The sequence below is a fragment of the Mycobacterium sp. genome (assembly GCF_032162105.1).
Lineage (GTDB): Bacteria > Actinomycetota > Actinomycetes > Mycobacteriales > Mycobacteriaceae > Mycobacterium.
This window is the reverse complement of sequence record NZ_JAVRPS010000573.1, coordinates 1-21,228: the sequence shown is the minus strand read 5'-3', so window position 1 is coordinate 21,228 and position 21,228 is coordinate 1. Positions and strand designations below refer to the sequence as shown.

The 21,228-nt window shown below is 66.4% G+C and carries 20 protein-coding genes and 1 pseudogene; 13 read left to right on the top strand and 8 right to left on the bottom strand.

The window, feature by feature from the left end; translation table 11 throughout:
• Together QOC69_RS29280 and iolC are read right to left on the bottom strand one after the other, a co-directional pair.
• A partial coding sequence (locus tag QOC69_RS29280; protein ID WP_526446023.1) for a Cgl0159 family (beta/alpha)8-fold protein occupies positions 1-821 on the bottom strand: 821 nt, incomplete at its 3' end.
• Entirely contained in the window at positions 814-1,818 is a 1,005-nt protein-coding gene (gene iolC, locus QOC69_RS29275; protein WP_526446022.1) for a 5-dehydro-2-deoxygluconokinase, read from the bottom strand. The genes QOC69_RS29280 and iolC, both read right to left, overlap by 8 nt.
• 155 nt (positions 1,819-1,973) lie before the next feature.
• Between iolC and QOC69_RS29270 the strand changes: the two genes are divergently transcribed.
• The 4 genes from QOC69_RS29270 to QOC69_RS29255 all read left to right on the top strand — a co-directional run bounded on the left by QOC69_RS29270 (position 1,974) and on the right by QOC69_RS29255 (position 5,769).
• On the top strand, positions 1,974-2,705 hold the full coding sequence (locus QOC69_RS29270) for a GntR family transcriptional regulator (RefSeq protein WP_526446021.1): 732 nt from the start codon (positions 1,974-1,976) through the stop codon (positions 2,703-2,705).
• Positions 2,706-2,872: 167 nt separating this feature from the next.
• Entirely contained in the window at positions 2,873-3,862 is a 990-nt protein-coding gene (locus tag QOC69_RS29265) for a substrate-binding domain-containing protein (protein WP_526446020.1), read from the top strand.
• 20 nt (positions 3,863-3,882) lie between these two features.
• Positions 3,883-4,941 (top strand): ABC transporter permease, encoded by a 1,059-nt coding sequence (locus tag QOC69_RS29260; RefSeq protein WP_526446019.1) that lies wholly within the window; start codon positions 3,883-3,885, stop codon positions 4,939-4,941.
• Between the two features lie 3 nt (positions 4,942-4,944).
• Positions 4,945-5,769, top strand: coding sequence for an ATP-binding cassette domain-containing protein (locus tag QOC69_RS29255; protein ID WP_526446018.1), 825 nt, complete (start codon positions 4,945-4,947; stop codon positions 5,767-5,769).
• Positions 5,770-5,791: 22 nt separating this feature from the next.
• On the opposite strand, the gene QOC69_RS29250 is transcribed toward QOC69_RS29255, so the two are convergent.
• Positions 5,792-6,706 carry a zinc-binding dehydrogenase gene (locus QOC69_RS29250; RefSeq protein ID WP_526446017.1) on the bottom strand — a complete coding sequence of 305 codons (915 nt, stop codon included), beginning with the start codon at positions 6,704-6,706 and terminating at the stop codon, positions 5,792-5,794.
• Between the two features lie 86 nt (positions 6,707-6,792).
• On the opposite strand from QOC69_RS29250, the gene QOC69_RS29245 reads away from it, so the two are divergent.
• Positions 6,793-7,257, top strand: a complete 465-nt coding sequence (locus tag QOC69_RS29245) for an SRPBCC family protein (RefSeq protein WP_526446016.1) — start codon at positions 6,793-6,795, stop codon at positions 7,255-7,257.
• Here QOC69_RS29245 and QOC69_RS29240 read toward each other — a convergent pair.
• Genes QOC69_RS29240 through QOC69_RS29220 form a run of 5 tightly spaced genes read right to left on the bottom strand, consistent with a single transcriptional unit; the run spans position 7,254 to position 12,081 of the window.
• Entirely contained in the window at positions 7,254-8,027 is a 774-nt protein-coding gene (locus tag QOC69_RS29240) for a TIM barrel protein (RefSeq protein ID WP_526446015.1), read from the bottom strand. The two genes, QOC69_RS29245 and QOC69_RS29240, sit on opposite strands and share 4 nt — an antisense overlap.
• On the bottom strand, positions 8,024-9,004 hold the full coding sequence (locus QOC69_RS29235; protein WP_526446014.1) for a Gfo/Idh/MocA family protein: 981 nt from the start codon (positions 9,002-9,004) through the stop codon (positions 8,024-8,026). Before QOC69_RS29235 ends, QOC69_RS29240 begins: the two co-directional genes overlap by 4 nt.
• A 31-nt stretch (positions 9,005-9,035) precedes the next feature.
• Positions 9,036-9,905, bottom strand: a complete 870-nt coding sequence (locus tag QOC69_RS29230; protein WP_526446013.1) for a sugar phosphate isomerase/epimerase family protein — start codon at positions 9,903-9,905, stop codon at positions 9,036-9,038.
• Entirely contained in the window at positions 9,902-10,921 is a 1,020-nt protein-coding gene (locus tag QOC69_RS29225; RefSeq protein ID WP_526446012.1) for a Gfo/Idh/MocA family protein, read from the bottom strand. The genes QOC69_RS29230 and QOC69_RS29225 overlap by 4 nt, the downstream gene beginning before the upstream one ends.
• Entirely contained in the window at positions 10,918-12,081 is a 1,164-nt protein-coding gene (locus QOC69_RS29220) for a phytanoyl-CoA dioxygenase family protein (RefSeq protein WP_526446011.1), read from the bottom strand. Before QOC69_RS29220 ends, QOC69_RS29225 begins: the two co-directional genes overlap by 4 nt.
• A 107-nt stretch (positions 12,082-12,188) precedes the next feature.
• Here QOC69_RS29220 and QOC69_RS29215 point away from each other — a divergent pair, with 107 nt between their 5' ends.
• The 8 genes and pseudogenes from QOC69_RS29215 to QOC69_RS29180 all read left to right on the top strand — a co-directional run bounded on the left by QOC69_RS29215 (position 12,189) and on the right by QOC69_RS29180 (position 20,758).
• On the top strand, positions 12,189-13,193 hold the full coding sequence (locus QOC69_RS29215) for a LacI family DNA-binding transcriptional regulator (RefSeq protein ID WP_526446010.1): 1,005 nt from the start codon (positions 12,189-12,191) through the stop codon (positions 13,191-13,193).
• A 57-nt stretch (positions 13,194-13,250) separates the two neighbouring features.
• Positions 13,251-13,460 carry a hypothetical protein gene (locus QOC69_RS29210; protein WP_526446009.1) on the top strand — a complete coding sequence of 70 codons (210 nt, stop codon included), beginning with the start codon at positions 13,251-13,253 and terminating at the stop codon, positions 13,458-13,460.
• A gap of 342 nt (positions 13,461-13,802) precedes the next feature.
• Positions 13,803-14,660 (top strand): PfkB family carbohydrate kinase, encoded by an 858-nt coding sequence (locus QOC69_RS29205; RefSeq protein WP_526446008.1) that lies wholly within the window; start codon positions 13,803-13,805, stop codon positions 14,658-14,660.
• Between the two features lie 346 nt (positions 14,661-15,006).
• Positions 15,007-16,950, top strand: coding sequence for a 2-oxoacid:acceptor oxidoreductase subunit alpha (locus tag QOC69_RS29200; RefSeq protein WP_526446007.1), 1,944 nt, complete (start codon positions 15,007-15,009; stop codon positions 16,948-16,950).
• Positions 16,943-18,064, top strand: coding sequence for a thiamine pyrophosphate-dependent enzyme (locus tag QOC69_RS29195; RefSeq protein ID WP_526446006.1), 1,122 nt, complete (start codon positions 16,943-16,945; stop codon positions 18,062-18,064). Before QOC69_RS29200 ends, QOC69_RS29195 begins: the two co-directional genes overlap by 8 nt.
• A 1-nt stretch (position 18,065) precedes the next feature.
• Positions 18,066-18,641: a molybdenum cofactor guanylyltransferase gene (gene mobA / locus QOC69_RS29190; protein WP_526446005.1), complete on the top strand. Its 576-nt coding sequence runs from the start codon at positions 18,066-18,068 to the stop codon at positions 18,639-18,641.
• A 1,137-nt stretch (positions 18,642-19,778) separates the two neighbouring features.
• Positions 19,779-20,012 (top strand): annotated as a pseudogene (locus QOC69_RS29185) (transglycosylase family protein); the annotation flags it as partial.
• Between the two features lie 230 nt (positions 20,013-20,242).
• Positions 20,243-20,758, top strand: coding sequence for a transglycosylase family protein (locus QOC69_RS29180; protein ID WP_526446004.1), 516 nt, complete (start codon positions 20,243-20,245; stop codon positions 20,756-20,758).
• Positions 20,759-21,228: the final 470 nt, after the last annotated feature.

Below are 21,228 nucleotides of genomic sequence, written 5' to 3'. Positions count from 1 at the left end.
ACCGACGGAAGGGCGAGCGCCTTCTCCCAACTGGCGAAGGCTTCGTCGGGATCGGCGGGATCGCCACCGAGAAGGAGGGTCGGCAACGTGGTGGACTCCATCACGCGGTCCATCTCGTCGACCACAGGAAGCTTCATCCAGGTGTAGGCCGACGTCGAGCCGAGCCCCTGGCTGATGTGCACCGACTTGATCACCGCATCCGGGCTGAGGTCGTTGCGGACCTTGCCGTCGATGCGGGTGGACAGGAACGGTTCCACCATCGCGATTAGCCCGTGTGCCGCCAGCTCGTCGACCGCGTGCGCGCAGGCAGTCATGGTGGTCAGCGTGCCGGGATCGTCGAGATCGATGCGGCACAGCATCTTTCCGCCGTTCATGTTCGCCGCGGCGGTGGACGCCGCGGTGGCGCCGGTCATCCGGTCGTCGAGCTCGAAGGACGATCCGGCCAGTCCGCCGCGGTTGAACGACGAGAACACCACCTTGTCCTCGAGTGCGCCGAGCAGCAGCAGGTCGTCGAGGATGTCGGAGGTGGCGAGCACGCCGTCGACACCTGGATCGGCGAGCGCGGCACGCAATCGGTCCAACAGGTCGGTGCGGCTGTTCATCGCGGTCGGCCGGGATCCGACGGCCAGTGCGCCGCGGGCGGGATGGTCGGCCGCCACGATCATCAGCCTGCCGTTGCCGCGCACCGTCGGCCTAGTGGTGCGGTTGCTCCAGGCCCGTGCGACGCCGCCGGGGTCGACGGCGCGCAGGTCGGTGATCGCGGCGTAGTCCGAGCAGACCGGGGCGAGCGGAGCGACGGGAGAAAGATCTGGGTCAGACATTCACGGCCTCCGTTGCGGTCTGCTCGGCCAGCGCGGCCACTTCGTCGGCGGTCGGCATCGCCGTCGAGCATTCGAGTCGCGACGCGACGATGGCACCGGCAGCGTTGGCGTAGCGCAAGGTCTTCTCCAGCGGCCAGTTGCGGAGCAGGCCGTGGATCAGGCTGCCGCCGAAGGCGTCGCCGGCGCCGAGGCCGTTGACGACGTCGACCTCGTTGGGTGGGACGGTCACCGAGCTGTGTCTGGTCTTGCCGAGCACGCCGCGCGGGCCCTGCTTGACGATGGCCAGTTCGACGCCGAGGTCCAGCAGCGCGTCGGCGGCCTTGCGCGGGTTGCTCTCTCCGACGGCGATCTCGCACTCCTCGCGGTTGCCCACCGCGACGGTGACGTATCCGAGAGCGCGTTGGACCTGCGCGGTGGCGTCGGCCGGGGTGGCCCAGAACATCGGCCGGTAGTCCAGATCGAGCACCGTCAGCGGCGCGCGGCGTCTGTTTGCCCCCGTCGCTTCGCTCGCCCCGGAGCGGGCCTCCCATGCCGCGAAATGCGCACTGCGGCTGGGCTCCTCGGACAATCCGGTGACCGTCGACCAGTACAGTCGGGCGGCGCGCACCGTGTCGGCGTCGATCTCGTCCGGCCGGATCTGCAGATCCGGCGCCGACGGCTTGCGGTAGAAGTACAGCGGGAAGTGATCGGGCGGGAAGATCTCGCAAAACGTCACGGGCGTGGGGTACTCGTCATGGGTGCTGACGTAGGTGTTGTCGACACCGAGGTCGGCCAGTTCGGCGCGGACGAAGCGGCCGAACGGGTCGTCGCCGACACCGGAGATCAGCGCGCTGCGGTTGCCCAGCCGCGCCGTGGCGACGGCGACGTTGGCCGCGCTGCCGCCGAGGAACTTCCCGAACGTTTTCACGTGTTCGAGGCCGACGCCGGTCTGCAATGGATAGACATCGACGCCGCTGCGTCCGATGACGAGGGCGTCGTAGGGCTGCGAATCGGTCACGGTCAGCTCCCGGCGATAGGTGTCGGATTCCTCTTACGACTGTGCCTCGCGTCACTCGTCTCTGTCAATAGTTTGTCCTGACATTCTGACTTTCAATCAAGCGGTGTTAGGCTGCAGCTGCTCTCATCTGATTGGAACGCAGGATCGGAGTCGATGTGCCGTTGGCGGTTGAGCTGGACAGGTCAAGCCCTGTTCCCCTGTACTACCAACTCGCGCAGGCGATCGAAGCGGCGATCCGCAACGGAGAGCTCGCGCCGGGGGACAGGTTCGAGAATGAACTGGCACTGGCCAAGCGGCTCACATTGTCCCGGCCGACCACCCGCCGCGCCATTCAGGAGCTCGTCGACAAGGGCATGCTGGTGCGCAAGCGCGGCGTCGGCACCCAGGTCGTACAGAACCCCGTACACCGCCGTGTCGAGCTGACCAGCCTGTTCGACGACCTGGTCCGGGCCGGGCAGGAGCCGACCACGCAACTCCTCGGGTACCACGTCGGCCCGGTCGAGGAGGAGGTCGCGGTCGAGCTCAACCTCACCGCCGACCGCGAGGTGGTGACCATTCAGCGGCTCCGCTGCGCCAATGGGGAGCCGCTGGCAGTGATGACCAACTACCTGCCCCTCGATCTCGCGCCACCGGCCGAGGAGCTCGAGAGCAACGGTCTCTACCAGTCGTTGAGGGTCCGCGGGGTGCACATCAGGCTGGCCAGGCAGCGCATCGGCGCCAGGCCGGCCACCAAGGCCGAGGCGCGGCTGCTCGGGGAGAAGGCCGGAGCGCCGCTGCTGACCATGAACCGCACCGCGTTCGATGATTCGGGCAAAGCGGTCGAATACGGTGCGCACTGCTACCGGGCGTCGCGCTACTACTTCGAGACGACCCTGGTAGACCGCTGATCCACGCCGCTCGCCGGGCGCCCTGCTGGCCCCCGGCAAACTCTGCGCTGCCAAAGTTGAATATGACATGCAGTCCTAATGTCCGAACAAACTATTGACATTCCGGTGTGACCCGTATTACATCGTTCTCAGGGCGTGCCGTTGGGCACTCGCAGACAGGAGAAACGATGAGGTTTGTTCGGTTGGCAGCCGTCGCGGGAGCGGGCGTGCTCGCCTTGGGACTTGCGTCGTGTTCGAGCACCGGCGGCAAGCCGGAAAGCAACGGCAACGGGATGGGCGCCGGTCAGGCGAACACCCCACGCATGACGGTCGCGATGATCACCCACGAGGTGCCGGGCGACTCGTTCTGGGATCTCATCCGCAAGGGCGCGCAGGCAGCCGCCGACAAGGACAACATCGAGCTGCGCTACTCCAACGACCCGGAGGCGCCCAACCAGGCCAACCTGGTGCAGAGCGCCCTCGACAGCAAGGTCAACGGCATCGCCGTGACGCTGGCGAAGCCCGACGCCATGGCGCCCGCCGTCAAGGCCGCCCTCGATGCGGGAATTCCCGTGGTCGCGTTCAACTCGGGCTTCGACAACTTCAAGGCCATGGGCATCCAGGAGTACTTCGGCCAGGACGAGAAGCTCGCCGGCATCGCCGCGGGCGAACGGCTGAACAAGGACGGCGCCAAGAAGGCCCTCTGCGTCATTCAGGAGCAGGGCCAGGTGGCGCTCGAGTCGCGCTGCGCCGGCGTCACTCAGGGTTTCAAGGGTGAGACCGTGCTGCTCAACGTCAACAGCAAGGACATGCCGTCGGTGGAGTCGACGATCACCGCGAAACTGCAACAGGATCCGGCGATCGACCACGTAGTCGCGCTCGGAGCGCCCATCGCGCTCACCGCGGTGCAGTCGGTCGGCAACGCCGGGAGCTCGGCAAAGGTCGTCACCTTCGACACCAACGCTGCGCTGGTCGATTCCATCCAGAAGGGCGACGTCCAGTGGGCGGTGGATCAGCAACCGTTCCTGCAGGGCTACCTCGCGATCGACTCGCTGTGGCTGTACGTGAACAACAAGAACCTGATCGGCGGCGGTCAGGCCACGCTGACCGGTCCGTCGTTCATCGACAAGTCCAACATCGACGCCGTCGCCGAGCTGGCCAAGTCCGGCACTCGCTAGCCATCACGGAAAGAGAAGAGATGACTACTCAAGCTGACCTTGATCTCAGCAATCGCAAGGTCGTCCACGACGAGCGCGTCAAGGAGCAAAATCGTATCCAGCGCTTGCTGATTCGTCCCGAGATGGGCGCATTGGTAGGTGCGATCGCTATCTTCATCTTCTTTGCGATCGTCGCCCCGCCGTTCCGAACCCCCGAGGCGCTGGCGACCGTGCTGTATGCCAGCTCGACGATCGGCATCATGGCGTGCGCCGTCGCGTTGCTGATGATCGGCGGGGAGTTCGACCTGTCGGCCGGCGTCGCGGTCACGACCAGTTCGCTTGCCGCGTCGATGATCGCCTACAACCTGCACCTGAACCTGTGGGCAGGGGCCGGGCTCGCGCTCATCCTGGCACTGGCGATCGGATTCTTCAACGGGTACATGGTGATGCGAACGAAGATCCCAAGCTTCCTGATCACGCTGGGTTCGTTCCTGATGCTCACCGGCATCAATCTCGCTGTGACGAAGCTGGTTTCGGGCCAGGTCGCCACGCAGAGCGTCAGCGACATGCAGGGCTGGGACTCTGGAAAGGCCGTATTCGCCTCGTCGTTCACGTTGTTCGGGGTCTCGATCCGAATCACCGTGGTGTGGTGGTTGCTGTTCACCGTCGTGGCGACGTACGTCTTGTTCAAGACCCGAATCGGCAACTGGATCTTCGCCGTCGGCGGCGATCAGGACAGTGCCCGGGCGGTCGGCGTGCCCGTCACCGCGGTGAAGATCGGGCTGTTCATGTTCGTCGGGTTCTGCGCGTGGTTCGTCGGCATGCACCTGCTATTCGCATTCAACACCGTGCAGTCCGGTCAGGGCATCGGCAACGAGTTCCTGTACATCATCGCCGCGGTCATCGGTGGCTGCCTACTCACCGGCGGCTACGGAACCGCGATCGGTGCCGCGATCGGCGCGTTCATCTTCGGCATGACCAACCAGGGCATCGTCTACGCCGGGTGGAACCCCGACTGGTTCAAGTTCTTCCTTGGCGCCATGCTGCTGTTCGCGGTCATCGCCAACAACGCATTCCGCAACTACGCAGCGAAGAGGTGACCCGTGACCACCACAGTGGAACGTCCCGAGCATGACGCCCCGTCCGGTGGCAAGGTGCCGCTGGTCGAGATGAAGAACGTCGGCAAGACCTACGGCAACATCACTGCGCTGAAGGACATCTCGCTACGCGTGCACGCAGGCGAGGTCACCGGAATCCTCGGCGACAACGGCGCCGGCAAGTCCACGCTGATCAAGATCATCTCAGGTCTGCACCAGCAGACGGACGGAGACTTGATCGTCGACGGCGAGGCGATCAAGTTCAGCTCACCGAAGGAGGCGCTGGACAAGGGCATCGCCACCGTCTACCAGAATCTGGCCGTCGTCCCGTTGATGCCGGTGTGGCGCAACTTCTTCCTCGGCCAGGAGCTGCGGAAGAAGTCGTTCCCGTTCTCGTTGGACTCCAACGCGATGCGGGCCACCACGCTGACCGAGCTGTCGAAGATGGGCATCGATCTGCCCGACGTCGACGTGCCGATCGGCTCACTGTCGGGCGGCCAGCGGCAGTGCGTCGCCATCGCGCGGGCCGTGTTCTTCGGAGCGCGGGTGCTGATCCTCGACGAGCCGACGGCCGCACTGGGCGTCAAGCAGTCGGGGGTGGTGTTGAAGTACATCACCGCGGCCAAGGAGGCCGGTTTCGGCGTCGTGTTCATCACCCACAACCCGCACCACGCGCACATGGTGGGCGATCACTTCGTGCTGCTCAACCGTGGCAAGCAGAAGCTGGACTGCACCTACGACGACATCACCCTGGAGCACCTCACCCAAGAGATGGCCGGCGGCGACGAACTCGAGGCGCTCTCGCACGAACTGGGACGCAAGGGAGCCTGATCCGCCGCGGTGTCGGTGGTCGTCAGGAGACGTCCAGGACCGCCTTGCCCGCCACGCGGCGGTCCAGGAGTGCCTCGGCGGCCCCTGACACGTTGTCCCACGAATCGCGCAACCCGATCTGCGGATCCAGCTGGCCCGTCGCCAGCAGTTCGACCAGGTAGTTCAGGTCCGCTTGGAAGGGTTCGCGAACCGTGAAGGGCTCCAAGCGCTTCCGCGTCCACCTGTGCCGTTCCGCCTCGAAGTCGATCGTCGTGGGCTGGTTGGACGCCATCCCGATCGACTGCACGGATCCGCCCTCGCCGACCAGGCTGAACGCCTGGGCCAGGAGTGGACCACCAACGTTCTCCAGGACACCGAACACGGGCTCGGTGACGCCATCGAGCCCGACGACAACCTCTGCGGCGCCCAACTCGACGAGGCCCGCACCCCTGGGCTGGCTTCCCACTGCCGCGATCACGTGAGCCCCGGCTCGGGCCGCGAGCTGCACGGCGAACCGGCCGACCCCGCCCGACGCGCCGGTGATGAGCACTCTGCGCCCCACGACGGATCCGAGTGCTCGCAGTGCCTGCAACGCCGTGACGCCGGCGACGGGCAACGCGGCAGCAGTGGCGAAGTCGACGGAGTCGGGCAGTACCGCGATGTTGCCGGTTGGCGCCGCGCGGCGCTCAGCCCACCCACCGGCGCCATTGAAGGTCACCACTCGGGTGCCGGCCGATGGCCCGCTTCCGTCGGCCGCGGCTTGGACGACCACTCCTGCCGCATCCCACCCCGGCACCTCGCCCGGCTGGCGGACATCGGCGATGAAGCGCACCTCGCCGAAGTTCAGTGCGATTGCCCTGACGTCGATCAACGCCTCGTCATCGGCAACGACCGGTGGACTCACCTCGTCGAGGCGTAGGTTCAGCGGGGCTTGCGGATCGTAGACGACTGCTCGCATGCTTGACCCAAACCTTCACAGTCGAGCGGATATTCCGGGGCAGAGTAGCAGCCTCACGAGTATGCGGACCCGTAGCATTGGCGACTGTGTCAGCTGTGTTCGTGGTCGACGCCGGCCCCAGACGCGTCGTCAGGCGAGTCCTGGTCAAAGCGTCCGCAGCGGAGATCTTCGCACTCGTCGTCGATCCGCACCGGCATCCGGAGCTCGATGGGTCCGGCACGGTGCGTGACATCCCGATCAAGGGACCTCATCACCTTGCGGTCGGCGACAAGTTCACCGTGGGGATGCGGCAGTGGGGAGTGCCGTACAAGATCACCTCGACCGTCACCGAGGTCGAGGACGACAGGGTCGTGGAGTGGCAGCATCCGATGGGCCACCGCTGGCGCTGGAGTCTGAAGGAGGCTGCGCCCGGCGCCACGGAAGTCACCGAGACGTTCGACTACAGCATCCACAAGGCGCCTAGGCTCTTGGAGTTCTTCGGCATGCACACGCAGAATGCCGACGGCATCACGGCGACCCTGGAACGCCTCGCGGCGCGGTTCGGCGGTTAGACCGTGAACGCGGCCCGGAACGCCTCGAGTGCCGCAACACTGTCACCGGATGCCCAACCCTCCAGGCCGACGGTGCCGTGGAACCCCATGTTGCGCAATGCCCGTGCGATTGCGGGGTAGTGGACCTCGCCGGTGCCCGGCTCGCAGCGGCCGGGGACGTCGGCCACCTGGATCTCGCCGATCGCGTCGCCACATCTGCGGACGAGTTCGATCAGGTTCCCCTCACCGATCTGCGCGTGATAGAGGTCGAGCATCATCTTGACGTTCGGATGGGCGACGGCCTCGACCAGGGCCAGGGTGTCCTTGGCCCGCGCAAGCGGTACGCCAGGGTGATCGACGATCGTGTTGAGGTTCTCCACGCAGAACGTGACGCCGTTGGCGGCGCCGAGGTCGCCCAGTCGGTCCAGGGTGCGCAGCGCGGTGAGCCACATCGGGCCGGTAGCGCGTTGCCGTGGCCGCGCGGCGTTGCCGTCGACCAACTCGGCGGTGTGCAGGTTCAACCGCGTGACACCAAGGGCTTCGGCAGCCTTGATGGATAGCTCGGCGGTGCGTACGACCTCGTCGGCGGTCGCGGCGTCGATCAGGTCACCGTGCAGGTACCCGGTCATCGAGGTGAAGGTCGCGCCCGTGGCTCGCAGCGCGGCCAGGTCCTTGTCGTCCCAACTCCAGATCTCGACCGCGAAGCCGAGGTCGTGGATGCGGCGCACCCGCTCGATGAACGGTAGGTCCGTGAACACCATCTCGGCGCTGACGGCGAGCTGAAAGGTCATCGGGTCGCCATGCCCGCCGCGCGGTACGCGGCGTCGACGAGGGCCATGTTCGCCACTGCGTCGGCGGTGCTGAACGGCAGGGAGGCGCCGTGCTGCACGTGGGCGGCGAAGGCCTCCAACTGGTGGGTGTAGGAGGGCCGGGTGCCGAGTCGTTCGACCGTGGTGCCTCCCGGAGTGTTGATCGTCAGGCGATCGTCGGTGCTCGGCGTGATGAAGTCGTGCACCAGGAGATCGCCCGCCGTACCGACGATCCGGATCGTGTGCGAGTGGTCGTCTCCCACCATCGAATTGGCGGACAGGCCGGTCGCGCCGCCGGGGAACCAGATCTCGACGTCGCACCAGGCATCCACCCCGGGGGTGCGTTGCTCCGCGTGCGCACGGGTGATCGATGGCCGTCCGCCGACGCCGGGTACCTCGAGCCGGCCCAGCGAGCGCATGATGTGCAGGCCGTAGCAGCCCAGATCCATCAGTGCACCGCCCGCCATGTCGAGTGACCAGCGGGGGTCGTCGTCGTCGGGTGCGGGCATCGCCATCCGTACCTCGACGTGGGTGATCTCGCCAAGGGCGCCGTCGGCGGCCAGGCCGAACGCGCGCTGGGTGACGGGATGGAAGTAGTAGTGGAAGCCCTCCAGCACGGTGACGCCTGCGGCATCTGCGACGTGTCGGGCCTCGGATTGATTTCGCGCGAAGGGCTTTTCGCTCAACACGGGTTTGGCCGCCTCGATCGCGGCGAGGTTCCACGGCGCGTGCAGTGAGTTGGCCAACGGGTTGTAGACGACATCCACCTCGGGGTCGTCGATCACGTCCTGATACGACGCGACGACACGCTCCACGCCGTACTTCCCGGCGAAGGTCTCCGCCCGAGACCGGTCCCTGGCGGCCACGGCGACCAGTCGGTGCCCGAGTTCGGCCGCGGGCCCGACGATCGCCGACTCGGCGATTCGCGAGGCGCCGAGCACCCCGATGCCTAGTCCCATGCGCGATCCCGCTTCGCTTCTCGCTCGTGCCTCACGACGTCACGTCCCGGAGGTAGGCGACGCTGGCCAGCACGTCCAGGACCGGGCCCTCGTCGGTCGGCTCGGCATTGAGAATGGTGTCCTGCTCGAGCACGAACCAGCCGTCGAAACCGTTGTCCCGCAACACCGAGACGATCCCCGCGATGTCGACGTCGCCGGTGCCCAGCGGGGTGTACATCCCCGCCTTCACGGCCTCGGTGTACGTCAGCTCACCCGATTGCACCTTGACGGCCAGCGCGGCGTCGACGTCCTTGAGGTGGGTGTGGGCGATGCGGCTCGGCACGGCCTTGGCCAATTCCAGGGGATCCGTACCGCCGATCAGCAGGTGCCCGGTGTCCAGGCACAGCGGGATCGACGACCCCGCCAGCACCCGGTCCACGTCCGCGCGGGTTTCCACCAAGGTGCCGACGTGCGGATGCAGCACCGCCAACAAGCCGCGTTCGGAGGCGATGGCCCCCAGCCGGTCCAGGTTGGCCAGCAGCGTCGCCCACTGATCTTCGTCGAGGACGGGACGCGAGTCGTAGCCGTCGGATCCGGTGGCCGCGGCGAGCACCACGACGCCGGCCCCCGCGGCACACAACGACTCCAAGGGTCCGGCGAGGTCATCGCCGGGATCGTGATCGGCATCGTGCAGGATCACCGGGACGAACCCGCCGACACACGCCAGATCATGTTCGCGCAGAACCGATTTGAGTTCCTCGGTGTCCGTCGGTAGGAAACCGTCGGGCCCGAGTTCCGTCGCGGTCAAGCCGGCGCCGCGCATCTCGGTCAGCACCCGACCGGAGTCCAATTGGTATCCCCAGCCCGGCACCTCGCAGACGCCCCAGGAGATCGGTGCACCGGCAATCTTGAGGGCGCTCACGAGTTCCGCACCTCCTCGATCGTCACCGGCGCGTGGCGGCGCAGGGACTCGGTGGCGGCTTCGGCCAGCCACGCGACCTCGACCGCGTCGGCGACCGTCGCACCGTGGATCGGGCCGCCCTTGGCGACCTGGACGAACTCGGTCAGTTCCGCGCGGAACGCGGCGGTGAAGCGATCCATGAAGAAGTGATGGGCAGGGCCAGTGGGGAAGTCGAATGGGCCTGAGTTCCGCGGATCCATGTTTCGCAGCGGCACACCCTGATCCCAGCCGGCCACGACGCTGTCGTCGAAACCGTGGATCTCCAGGCGGCAGTCGTAGCCACGGGCGTTGTACCGGGCGTTGGACACCACGCCGAGTGCCCCGCCGTCGAACTTCACGATCACGGCGGCGGTGTCGACGTCGTCATACTCCGCGAACAGAGGATCGCCCTGAACGGTTCCGGTGGCGTACACCTCGACGGCGTGCTGCCCGGTGATCCAGTTCAGGATGTCGAAGTCGTGCACGGCGCAGTCGCGGAAGATGCCGCCCGAGCCCTTGATGTAGTCCATCGGCGGGGGAGCGGGATCCATCGTGGTGCTGCGGACGGTGTGCAGAGTGCCGAGCGCGCCGTCGTCGACGGCACGCTTGGCGGCGGCGAACGCGGTGTCGTACCGGCGCTGGTAGCCGACCTGGACGGGTACGCCGGATCGGGCGATCACGTCGGCGACCCGCGCGCTCTCGGCGGCGGTCGCGGCGATCGGCTTCTCGCAGAACGTCGGGATGCCGCGTTCCACGGCGGCCAGCGTCAGCGCCGCGTGGGCGGGAGTGGCGGCGGCGACCACAGCGCCGTCGATGCCAGATGACAACAACTCCTCGACGGTGTCGACGACCTTGACGCCGTATTTGGCCGCCACCGCATGGGCGACGTCGGTGCGCTCGTCGGTGATCACCAGCCCGTCGAGACCGTCGATGCCGCTGAGGGTTTCGGTGTGGAAGGCACCGATTCGGCCGAGCCCGATTACGCCGAGCGTGGTCATGGGATTCTCCGTTCGATTTGCTGCGTGAGTTCGATGTCGAGGGCTTGAGGGGTGAGTCCGTCGGCCAAGGCGGCCAGCACGGTATCGACCTGGCTGAGCGGAGCCAGGCTGCCGATCGGCTGATCGCGGTCGAGGTTGGTGGGGAAGGGATATCCCTCTGCGGTCGCGTTGACGACGTTGACGAGTTCGTGCTCGGCGCGGCCCGCGGCCTTCATCGCCAGCAGCGCCGGATAGAGCGCGCGCACCATCGCCGTGCGGTCCAGTGACTCCATCGCGCGACCGAACGGCGACGAGATCTGCAGCAGGTTGGCCATCCGGCGGATGTCGGTCGACGTGTTGGCGCCCGCACCGTGGTAGAGCGCCGGGTTGAAGAACACCGCGTCGCCCTTGCGTAGCGGCACCTGCACCTGGTGCGTGGCGAAGTAGTCGACGAATTCCGGTTGGTAGAAGGCGATGTAGCCGCCCGCGAATCGCTGCGAGTGGGGCAGCAACATCGTCGGTCCGCTCCGCAACGGCATGTCGCAGTGCGCGACCGCACCCTGCAGGGTCAGCGCCGTCGACATCAGATGCATGTGCGCCGGGTAGGCCGCCAGCTGGTCGACGTTCACGAACCCGAGGTGATAGTCGCGGTGCGGAACCTGTGCGGCGCCACCGGGATTGACGACGTTGACCTGCGAGGTGACCTGGTATCGCGGACCGAGCCAGGCCTGCGAGACCAGAGCGAGGACGTCGTTTGCGTAGTAGTCGGCGAAGACCGCGGGCGAGTGCATGGCGAGCTTCTGGGCGGCGTTCCAGATCCGGTCGTTGGCGCCCGCCTTGCCGAAGTGGTCGCCCGCTGCGGCGCCATCGGCGTGCTGGGCCTCGATGATCGCGGTGAATGCCTCGCTGGCGCGGTCGACGACGGGGGCGTCGAAGGCGCCCTCGAAGGCGATCACGCCGGGACCGTCGGAGAGGGCGCGGATCAACTCGGCCTGCAGCGCGCGTCGGTCCACTCGCGCCGTCTGGTCGGCGGAGTAGACCAGGACGCCCTGGCGGACGTCGCTCGCGAACGGAAATTCGGCGGGGTCAGTTTCCCGCGACACCAACGCGCGGAAATCGTCGAGGTCGCAGTCCGACGCCTCGATCCACGCTCGGCGCGTGGTGCTCAGTGGTGTGCCCATGACCATTAGTCTTGTTGTGACATGCGCCGCAATCAACACCAGAAAGCCATCAAAAACACCTCAAGATTCTCGGACTGCTCGCGGGGAAGGTGAGGAGGGGACAGGCGATGCCGCACCGGTACAAGGTCCGTGAGATCGCCCAGCAGTCGGGCCTGAGCGAGGCGACCGTCGACCGCGTCCTCAACGAACGCCCCGGCGTCCGGGAGAACACCCGCGCGGAGGTCGTGCAGGCGATCGCGGACCTGGACAAGCAGCGCGCTCAACTGCGCCTCAACGGCCGTCGCTACCTGATCGACGTGGTGATGCAGACGCCCCGACGGTTCTCCGACGCGTTCCGGGCGGCGGTCGAGGCCGAGTTGCCCGCCTTCGCCCCTGCGATGCTGCGGGCGCGCTTCCACCTCTGGGAGTCGGGGTCGAGCGCGCAGATGGTGGACGCCCTCGGCCGGATCCGCGGCAGCCACGGCGTCGTACTGAAGGCGCAGGACGAGCCCGAGGTGGCCGAGGCGGTCGACCGGCTTGTCGGCGCCGGAGTGCCGGTGGTGACCTACACGACCGACGTGCCCACCAGCTCGCGATCCGCGTACGTCGGCATCGACAACCACGGCGCGGGTGTGACTGCGGCGTATCTGATGGACCAGTGGCTCGGCTCGGCACCATCGGACGTGCTGATCACGGTCAGCCGGACGGCCTTCCGCGGCGAGGGTGAGCGCGAGGTCGGTTTTCGGTCGGCGTTGCGTGGGTCGGGGCGGGGCATCGTCGAGGTGAGCGACAGCGACGGCATCGACGCGACCAACGAACGCCTCGTGCTCGACGCCCTCGATCGGAACCCGAAGATAGAGGCGGTCTACTCGGTCGGCGGCGGCAACACCGCCACCGTCGCGGCGTTCGACAAGATCGGAAGGGCGTGCAGGGTCTTCATTGCGCACGACCTCGACGCCGACAACCGGCGGTTGCTGCGCGACGGTCGGATCTCGGTGGTGCTGCACAACGACCTGCGCGCCGACGCGCGACTCGCGTTGCGGCTGCTCTTGCAGGAGCGCGGGGCGCTGCCCGCCGAGCCGGCGCGGCCCGTACCGATCCAGGTCATCACCCCGTACAACCTGCCAAGTTAGCCAGCCGGTGGCTAAGGTCGGCCTTGCGTCCGGGAGATCCAAGATTCAGGGGAAACCATGCACGTCATAGCGTTCGCGCCATCGCTGAAGGCAGTCCTGGAAGACGCCGGCGGAGTCACGACGGATGGCTTCCCGATAACCAGTGCCCACGTGACGAGCTTCCCCGCACAAATCGCCGTCCCACTGGTGCTCGCCGTGTACACCCAGGGGGGCACCGACTACGACCCGCGCCTCTACGTCGTCGCCAAATCACCACGTGGTGAGTGACTCGCCGCCTTCGAATGCGCCTGGCACTGGCCGGACAACCCGGGCTCGCCCGTCAAGGTCCGCGTCTTCGTCCACCACCTGGCGATGGTGGTGCCGTCCGCGCGGGCGTCTACACCGTCGGCCTCTACGACAGCCCCGATGCGACGGAGACCGACCGTAGTTTCCCTCTGCCGGTGATCCAAGGCCAGCCCGTTCGCGCCGCCTCCGAAACAACCCTCGGCACGCATGTGATCGAGCGATTCATCGGCGGGTGCGCGGCTGAATCGTCGAATCTCGGTCATCGCGACTAACATTTCGCCCCATTGGCGACGACGGAAGCGCCGATGTAGAGGAGATCGATCGGTGCGGCGACAGCGCGGCAAGCTCGTGCAGGGCGTCACCGTGCTCGGCAATTTGGCGATCGACGTCATCAACGGCGCGCCGAAGAGTCCCGGCGGCTGCGCCTCGTTCTCCGGAGTCGCCTTACAAGCCGCAGGTGGAACCGGTCGCATCGTGGCGCTAGCCGCCGAGAAGGACCATGCGCTGTTCGAGTCGCTGCTCGATCGCTTCGGCTCGATCGTCCAGATCCTGCCTGCAGACCGGACCAGCGCGTTTCGCCTGGACTACGACGACGTCGATCACCGCCGGATGTCGGTCGACGCGATCGGTCCCGTATGGGGCAGGTCGGAAATCGAATCCGCCGACCCCGACACGACGTGGGTGCACCTCGCACCGCTGCTTCGCACGGACTTCCCCCCAAGTACCTTGGCCCTGCTCGCCGAACGAGGGCATCGCGTCGCCTACGACGGTCAAGGCCTCGTCCGCGCCGATCGGCTTGGGCCGCTCGTCGTGGACCGCCACTATCCGCCCGAGCTGCTGCGCCACCTCAGTGTTCTCAAGCTCGCCGAGGACGAGGCGGTCATCGTCGCCGACGGTGCGTTCGACGAGTCGACGGCCAAGCAGCTCGGCGTCCCCGAGATCCTCGTCACCTACGGATCCGAGGGATGTGACATCTACACCGACGACACCGTCGTCCGCGTTCCGGCCGCATGGCGCGTCGAGGGCGTGCAGACCACCGGCGCCGGCGACATGTTCACGTCGTGCTACGTGGCGAATCGCGCCGCGGGCGCCGATCCGCGCAGGGCCGTGGAATTGGCGAGCGAACTCGTCGCCCGCGAACTCGATCGGCGGCTGAAGGTCGATTCCCCCGAACTGGTGTAGCCGCAGGTTGGGGCCGTGCGAGTCGACACGTGTCAAGTTCTGGCCCGGGCGGCGCTAGCCCGGGCCTACTCGCCGGTAACCGAATCCTTAGAAATGACATTCTCGAAAAGTGACGAAAACCACAATTACGTCGCCCCTGCGTCGGAGTTCATATCGTTGACCTGCGGGCTTCACCTGGATTTACCGCTCGGTAACCGGCGGGTCGAGTCGGGGTCTGCCTAAGAGAAGTGCAATAATCGGTACTGCCAGTGACATACAAACTTTGGTGGACGTCATGCCGACGGCGCATCGGTCGATTGCGACGCGGAGTGACGTGACCCGACAAGAGCGTGAAAGGCAGGGGGTCGTGGGTCAAGACGCCGATGTCGCCCAGAACGGCGCAACCCCGCGGCAGCAACTCGAGAAGGTCGTCATCCGTTTCGCGGGTGACTCCGGGGATGGCATGCAGCTGACCGGTGACCGGTTCACAACCGAGGCCGCGCTGTTCGGCAATGACCTTGCGACGCAACCGAATTACCCCGCCGAGATCCGCGCACCGCAGGGCACGCTGCCGGGTGTGTCGTCGTTCCAGATCCAGATCGCCGACTTCGACATCCTCACCGCGGGCGACCGGCCCGACGTCCTCGTCGCGATGAACCCCGCCGCGCTGAAGGCCAACGTCGACGACCTGCCCCGCGGCGGCCTGATCATCGTGAACTCCGACGAGTTCACCAAGCGCAACCTGGCCAAGGTCGGCTACGAGGCGAACCCGCTCGAGACGGACGAGCTGTCCGACTACGTCGTGCAGGCCGTCGCCATGACCACCCTGACGCTGGGTGCCGTCGAGCCGATCGGCGCGACGAAGAAGGACGGCCAACGAGCGAAGAACATGTTCGCCCTCGGCCTGCTGTCCTGGATGTACAGCCGCGAGCTCGAGCACAGCGAGGTGTTCATCCGGGAGAAGTTCGCCCGCAAGCCCGAGGTCGCCGAAGCCAACGTGCTGGCGCTGCGCGCCGGCTGGAACTACGGCGAGACCACCGAGGCGTTCGGCACTACCTACCAGGTGGCGCCCGCCAAGCTGAAGTCCGGCGAGTACCGGCAGATCTCCGGCAACGCCGCCCTGGCCTACGGCATCGTCACCGCCGGTCAGCTGGCCAACACCCAGGTGATGCTCGGCAGCTACCCGATCACACCGGCGTCGGACATCTTGCACGAGCTGTCCAAGCACAAGAACTTCAACGTCCTGACCTTCCAGGCCGAGGACGAGATCGCAGGCATCGGTGCGGCGCTGGGCGCCTCATACGGTGGCGCACTGGGTGTGACCAGCACGTCGGGACCGGGTATCTCGCTGAAGTCCGAGGCCATCGGCCTCGGTGTGATGGCCGAACTCCCGCTGCTCATCATCGACGTGCAGCGTGGCGGACCCTCGACCGGCCTGCCGACCAAGACCGAGCAGGCCGACCTGTTGCAGGCGCTCTACGGCCGCAACGGTGAGTCACCGGTCGTGGTGCTGGCTCCCAAGTCGCCATCCGATTGCTTCGAGATCGCCGTCGAGGCCGTCCGGATCGCGCTGACTTACCGCACCCCGGTGATCGTCCTGTCGGACGGGGCGATCGCCAACGGCTCCGAGCCGTGGCGCATCCCCGACGTCACCACGTTCGAGCCGATCGAACACACCTTCGCGAAGCCGGACGAGCCCTTCCAGCCCTACGCCCGCGACCCGGAGACCCTCGCGCGCCAGTTCGCGATCCCCGGCACGCCCGGTCTGGAACATCGAATCGGCGGGCTGGAGTCGGCCAACGGCTCGGGAAACATCTCCTACGAACCGAAGAATCACGATCTGATGGTGCGCCTGCGCCAGGCGAAGATCGACGGCGTCACCGTTCCCGACCTCGAGGTCGACGATCCGACCGGCGATGCCGAGCTGCTGCTCGTCGGCTGGGGCAGTTCGTATGGACCGATCGGTGAGGCGTGCCGGCGTGCACGCCGCCAGGGCATCAAGGTCGCGCACGCACATCTGCGCCACCTCAACCCGTTCCCGGCGAACCTTGGTGACGTCCTGCGTCGCTACCCGACCGTGGTGGCCCCGGAGATGAACCTGGGTCAACTCGCCCTGCTGCTGCGGGGCCGCTTCCTGGTCGACGTTCAATCGGTGACCAAGGTCGAAGGCATGGCGTTCCTGGCCGACGAGGTCGAGGGCATCATCGATGCCGCGCTGGACGGAACGCTCGCCGAAAAGGAAACCGACAAGGCCAAGTTCGCGCGTTTGGCGGCAGCCATCGTGGACACTGGTGTGGGAGCTGATGCATGACACTCAAGCGAGAAGCGAAGCGGGATCGCGCATGACTGACGTGATCGGGGCCGACCTCGGGTTGACCCCTGCCGGTTTGACGAAGACCAGCCTGGTGCCGACGACCGACGAGCCGCAGAAGGCCAAGGACTTCGCCACCGACCAAGAGGTCCGCTGGTGCCCGGGTTGTGGCGACTACGTCATCCTCAACACCATCCGCAACTTCTTGCCCGAGCTCGGCCTGCGGCGCGAGAACATGGTGTTCGTCAGCGGAATCGGTTGCTCGAGTCGCTTCCCGTACTACCTCGAGACCTACGGCTTCCACTCGATTCACGGGCGCGCGCCGACGTTCGCGACGGGGCTGGCGCTGGCCCGCGAGGACCTGTCGGTGTGGGTGGTGACGGGTGACGGCGACGCGCTGTCGATCGGTGGCAATCACCTGATCCATGCCCTGCGCCGCAACGTCAACCTGACGATCCTGCTGTTCAACAACCGGATCTACGGTCTGACCAAGGGCCAGTACTCGCCCACCTCCGAGGTCGGCAAGGTCACCAAGTCGACCCCGATGGGCTCGCTGGACTACCCGTTCAACCCGGTGTCGCTGGCGCTGGGCGCCGAGGCGACCTTCGTCGGGCGTGCACTCGACTCGGATCGCAAGGGGCTCACCGAGGTTTTGCGGGCCGCTGCCGAGCACCGTGGTGCGGCGCTGGTCGAGATCCTGCAGGACTGCCCGATCTTCAACGACGGGTCATTCGACGCGCTCCGCAAGGAGGGTGCCGAGGAACGACTGATCAACGTCAGCCACGGCCAGCCGATCACCTTCGGCGCCAACGGCGAGTACTGCGTGGTCAAGTCCGGCTACGGCCTCGAGGTGGCCAAGACCGCCGACGTGCCGCCAGGGGAGATCGTGGTGCACAACTCCCAGGTCGACGATCCGGCCTACGCATTTGCGCTGTCACGGCTGTCGGAGCAGAACCTCGAGCACACCGTGATGGGCATCTTCCGCCGGGTGAGCCGCCCCACCTACGACGAGGCCGCGCGCGAGCAGGTCACTTCGGCCATGAATTCCAAGCCCCACGACACCGCGGCTCTGCAATCCTTGCTCCGTGGTAAAGACACCTGGACCGTCGACTGACGTGACGACCCCGTTGGCCGCGGTCATCTTGGCCGGCGGGGCATCGCGGCGCATGGGCCGCGACAAGGCAACCCTGAGCTTTTCCGGCCCCGCGGGTGAGACGACGTTCGTCGAGCACGCCGTGGCGGTTCTCGGCGAGCGCTGTTCCCCGGTCTTCGTGGTGGCTGCACCGGGCCAACCGCTGCCGCCGGCCCTGAACGCCGAGGTGCTGCGCGACGAGATCCGCGGTGTCGGCCCGTTGTTGGCGACCGCCAGCGGTCTTCGTGCGGCCGCTGACGCCGGTCTCGACCTGGCCTTCGTGTGTGCCGTCGACATGCCCTACCTGACCGTCGAGCTGATCGATGAACTCGTCGGTCCCGCGGTACGACTCGGCGCGGACGTCGTGCTGCCGTGGGATGGCCGTGACCACTACCTTGCCGGGGTGTACCGCACGGCGCTGGCCGCCCGCGCCGACGCATTGGTGGCAGCGGGGGAGCGCAGCATGCGTGCCCTGGTGAACGTCGTGGACACCCAGCGGGTCGTGATGTCCGAACAGCGGGCGCTGACCAACGTCAACTCCGCCGCAGATCTCGCCTGAATTCAATCAGCAAATTCTGAATTCGCACACCAACCCGGCCAATTAGGTCATGTGATCATCTAACTAAGATTGATTGTGACCAGTGTGATCTGTTATTGATGAAGTAATTGGTCGTTATGTGATGGGGACCTGCCGCGGGCCAGGGTGGCGCCGGGTCTCAAATCTGCTACGACATAACGGATCTCGGCGCCGTCGGGAACGGACGTCAATTCGGGAGTTTCTGCGGGTGAAGTGATTCCGGGCCTGTCGATCGAGGTCATTGGGTGCGCCGTCGACCCGGCGGTGCGCTCGGGCGCATCGGCACATCCGGCGCCGTGGCGTGGCAACGGGTGGGGCCATGCCCGTTCGGCGGCTGACTCATGAAAGGCGATGTAAGACAGCGGACTTGGGTCGGAAGTCACTCGTCTCGTCGAACGCCGGCCACTGTGCCGGACCGCGGTACTCAATGAGGTGTATCCGGCCAAATATTGTGCAGCACAAGGCCATTTAACTCGTAGCCCGGCTTGGCGTGGGCGGAGTCGGGCAGCGAACCAAAACCCGCATCTTGGCGGGTTGATGCCGGGCGCAACGGCTTTCCGCAGTCCCTCGCGGTGACCATCGTTGCTGTGGGGACTGCGCCGGTTGTGTGCCAGCTCACAAATTCCTAGTGATCTGCCTCACCGCGACACGCCCAACGCGCGATTTCCGCGAATGGTAAAACGGGCGTCTTACCTGCACAGACGATTGTTTGGTCGTGTCGTGATCTGTCCGTGATGTACCCGCGACACGCACTCAGCCAAACATGACTTTGCGCCAAAAGATTTGTACGGTCCCTAAGTCTCCAAATGGAGCAAATAATTTCAAAACCAAGAACCTGCGTGTGAGTGGGCTGCGGCGGACCTGTGGGTCCCCGCGGCGGCTGGGCGGAATGCCCGGCGAGGCGGATCTGGCCTCCCGCTGTCGTACCCGACCGAGACGGTGCGACCCATCCCTGCCGCCTGGAAGCCAGGCATTTCGTCCGCGTGATCGCGGGCGTCCTTTGGCGCGCGCTTGGCGAGAGGATCGAAGTTGAAGAACATCCGCAAGACGTTTGGGCTGGCCACCATCGCCGGGGCGCTCGTCGTGGCTCCGATGGCGCTTGGCGCCGGTACCGCGAATGCGGACGGGGTGAACTGGGACGCCGTCGCAGCCTGCGAGTCCGGCGGCAACTGGCATACCGCCACTGGTAACGGCTACTACGGCGGCCTGCAGTTCACCATGGGTACCTGGCGCGCCAACGGTGGCTCGGGTTCGCCCCACCAGGCCAGCAAGGAAGAGCAGATCCGGGTCGCCAACAACGTGCTGAAGACCCAGGGCATTCGCGCCTGGCCGGTCTGCGGCCGGCGGGGCTAAAACCCTCGTCGACCGACGCGACGCGACTGAAGAACGGTGCCGGGCGATATGTCCGGCACCGTTCTCATTTACCCCAACTCCCTCTTCAGCACATCACGCCCCGGTAAAGAACTTCAGTCTCTTCTGTAACGCGTGAAATCCCTCACACGAATAACCGGATGACCGCGTTGTGAGAACGCACAAACCTTGCAGGCGGTCCTCGTGTCACCGGTCGGGGAAGGACCGCACAGATGAGCATCCGTTACGCAGTTCGCAAGACAGTCACCAACAGCCTGAAGCTGGTGCTGCTCTCCGGCGCCTTCGCCGTCGCCGCACTGACCATGTCCACCGCGCTGTCCTCGGGCACCGCCCACGCGGACAGCATGAACTGGGACGCCGTCGCCCAGTGCGAATCGGGCGGCAACTGGGCCGCCAACACGGGAAACGGCGCCTATGGCGGACTGCAGTTCAAGCAGGCCACCTGGTCCTCCAACGGCGGCTTCGGCTCGCCCGTGAGCGCATCGCGTGAGGAACAGATCCGCGTCGCCGAGAACGTCCTGGCCAGCCAGGGCCCCAAGGCATGGCCCAAGTGCAGCGCGGTCGGCGGTACGCCCGCGCTGTGGACCACGTCGACGGCTCCTGCCCAGGCCCCGGCGGCCACCGGCTGCGCAGCCATGCCGACCTCGGGACTGCTCGGCTTCATCAATCCGCGGCAGATGTGCTCCGCGCTGCTCAGCCCGTTGACGTCGCTCGGCCAGGTGCGCTGACGTCGTTGCTGCCGGGATCGACGAGCAGTCCGTCGGCCGATGCCGTGGCACCGGCTCTGACCAGTTCGTCTCGCCCGGCCTCGACGCTCCACTGCCCACCTGGCCGCGAGGGTCTCTGGTCGGTCGCTGTCGGTGCAGATCGCAAACACGCGGGCCGGCGGGTTGCTGACTGTTGGTCGTGGGGTTCTGTCGGTGGTGTCTGGGATGGTCGAATTGTGAGAATCGTGAGAGTTGAATGCGCAGCGCGGTCGGCCAAGGCGGCCTACTACGCTCGCAACCAGAGACCAGCCGCCGGCTGAGTTCTCACACCAGAAAGTCTCCGGACTGACCGGGGCGGTTCACATCGCGATATGACACGGGTTTTGAGAACCTGATATGGAGGCGGTTTTGTCATCAAGAGGACAGGTGAAAGCCGCCCCGACCAATAGTCGGGGCGGCTTTCGTTTTAGCTGGTCTGGTGATGGCGCCGA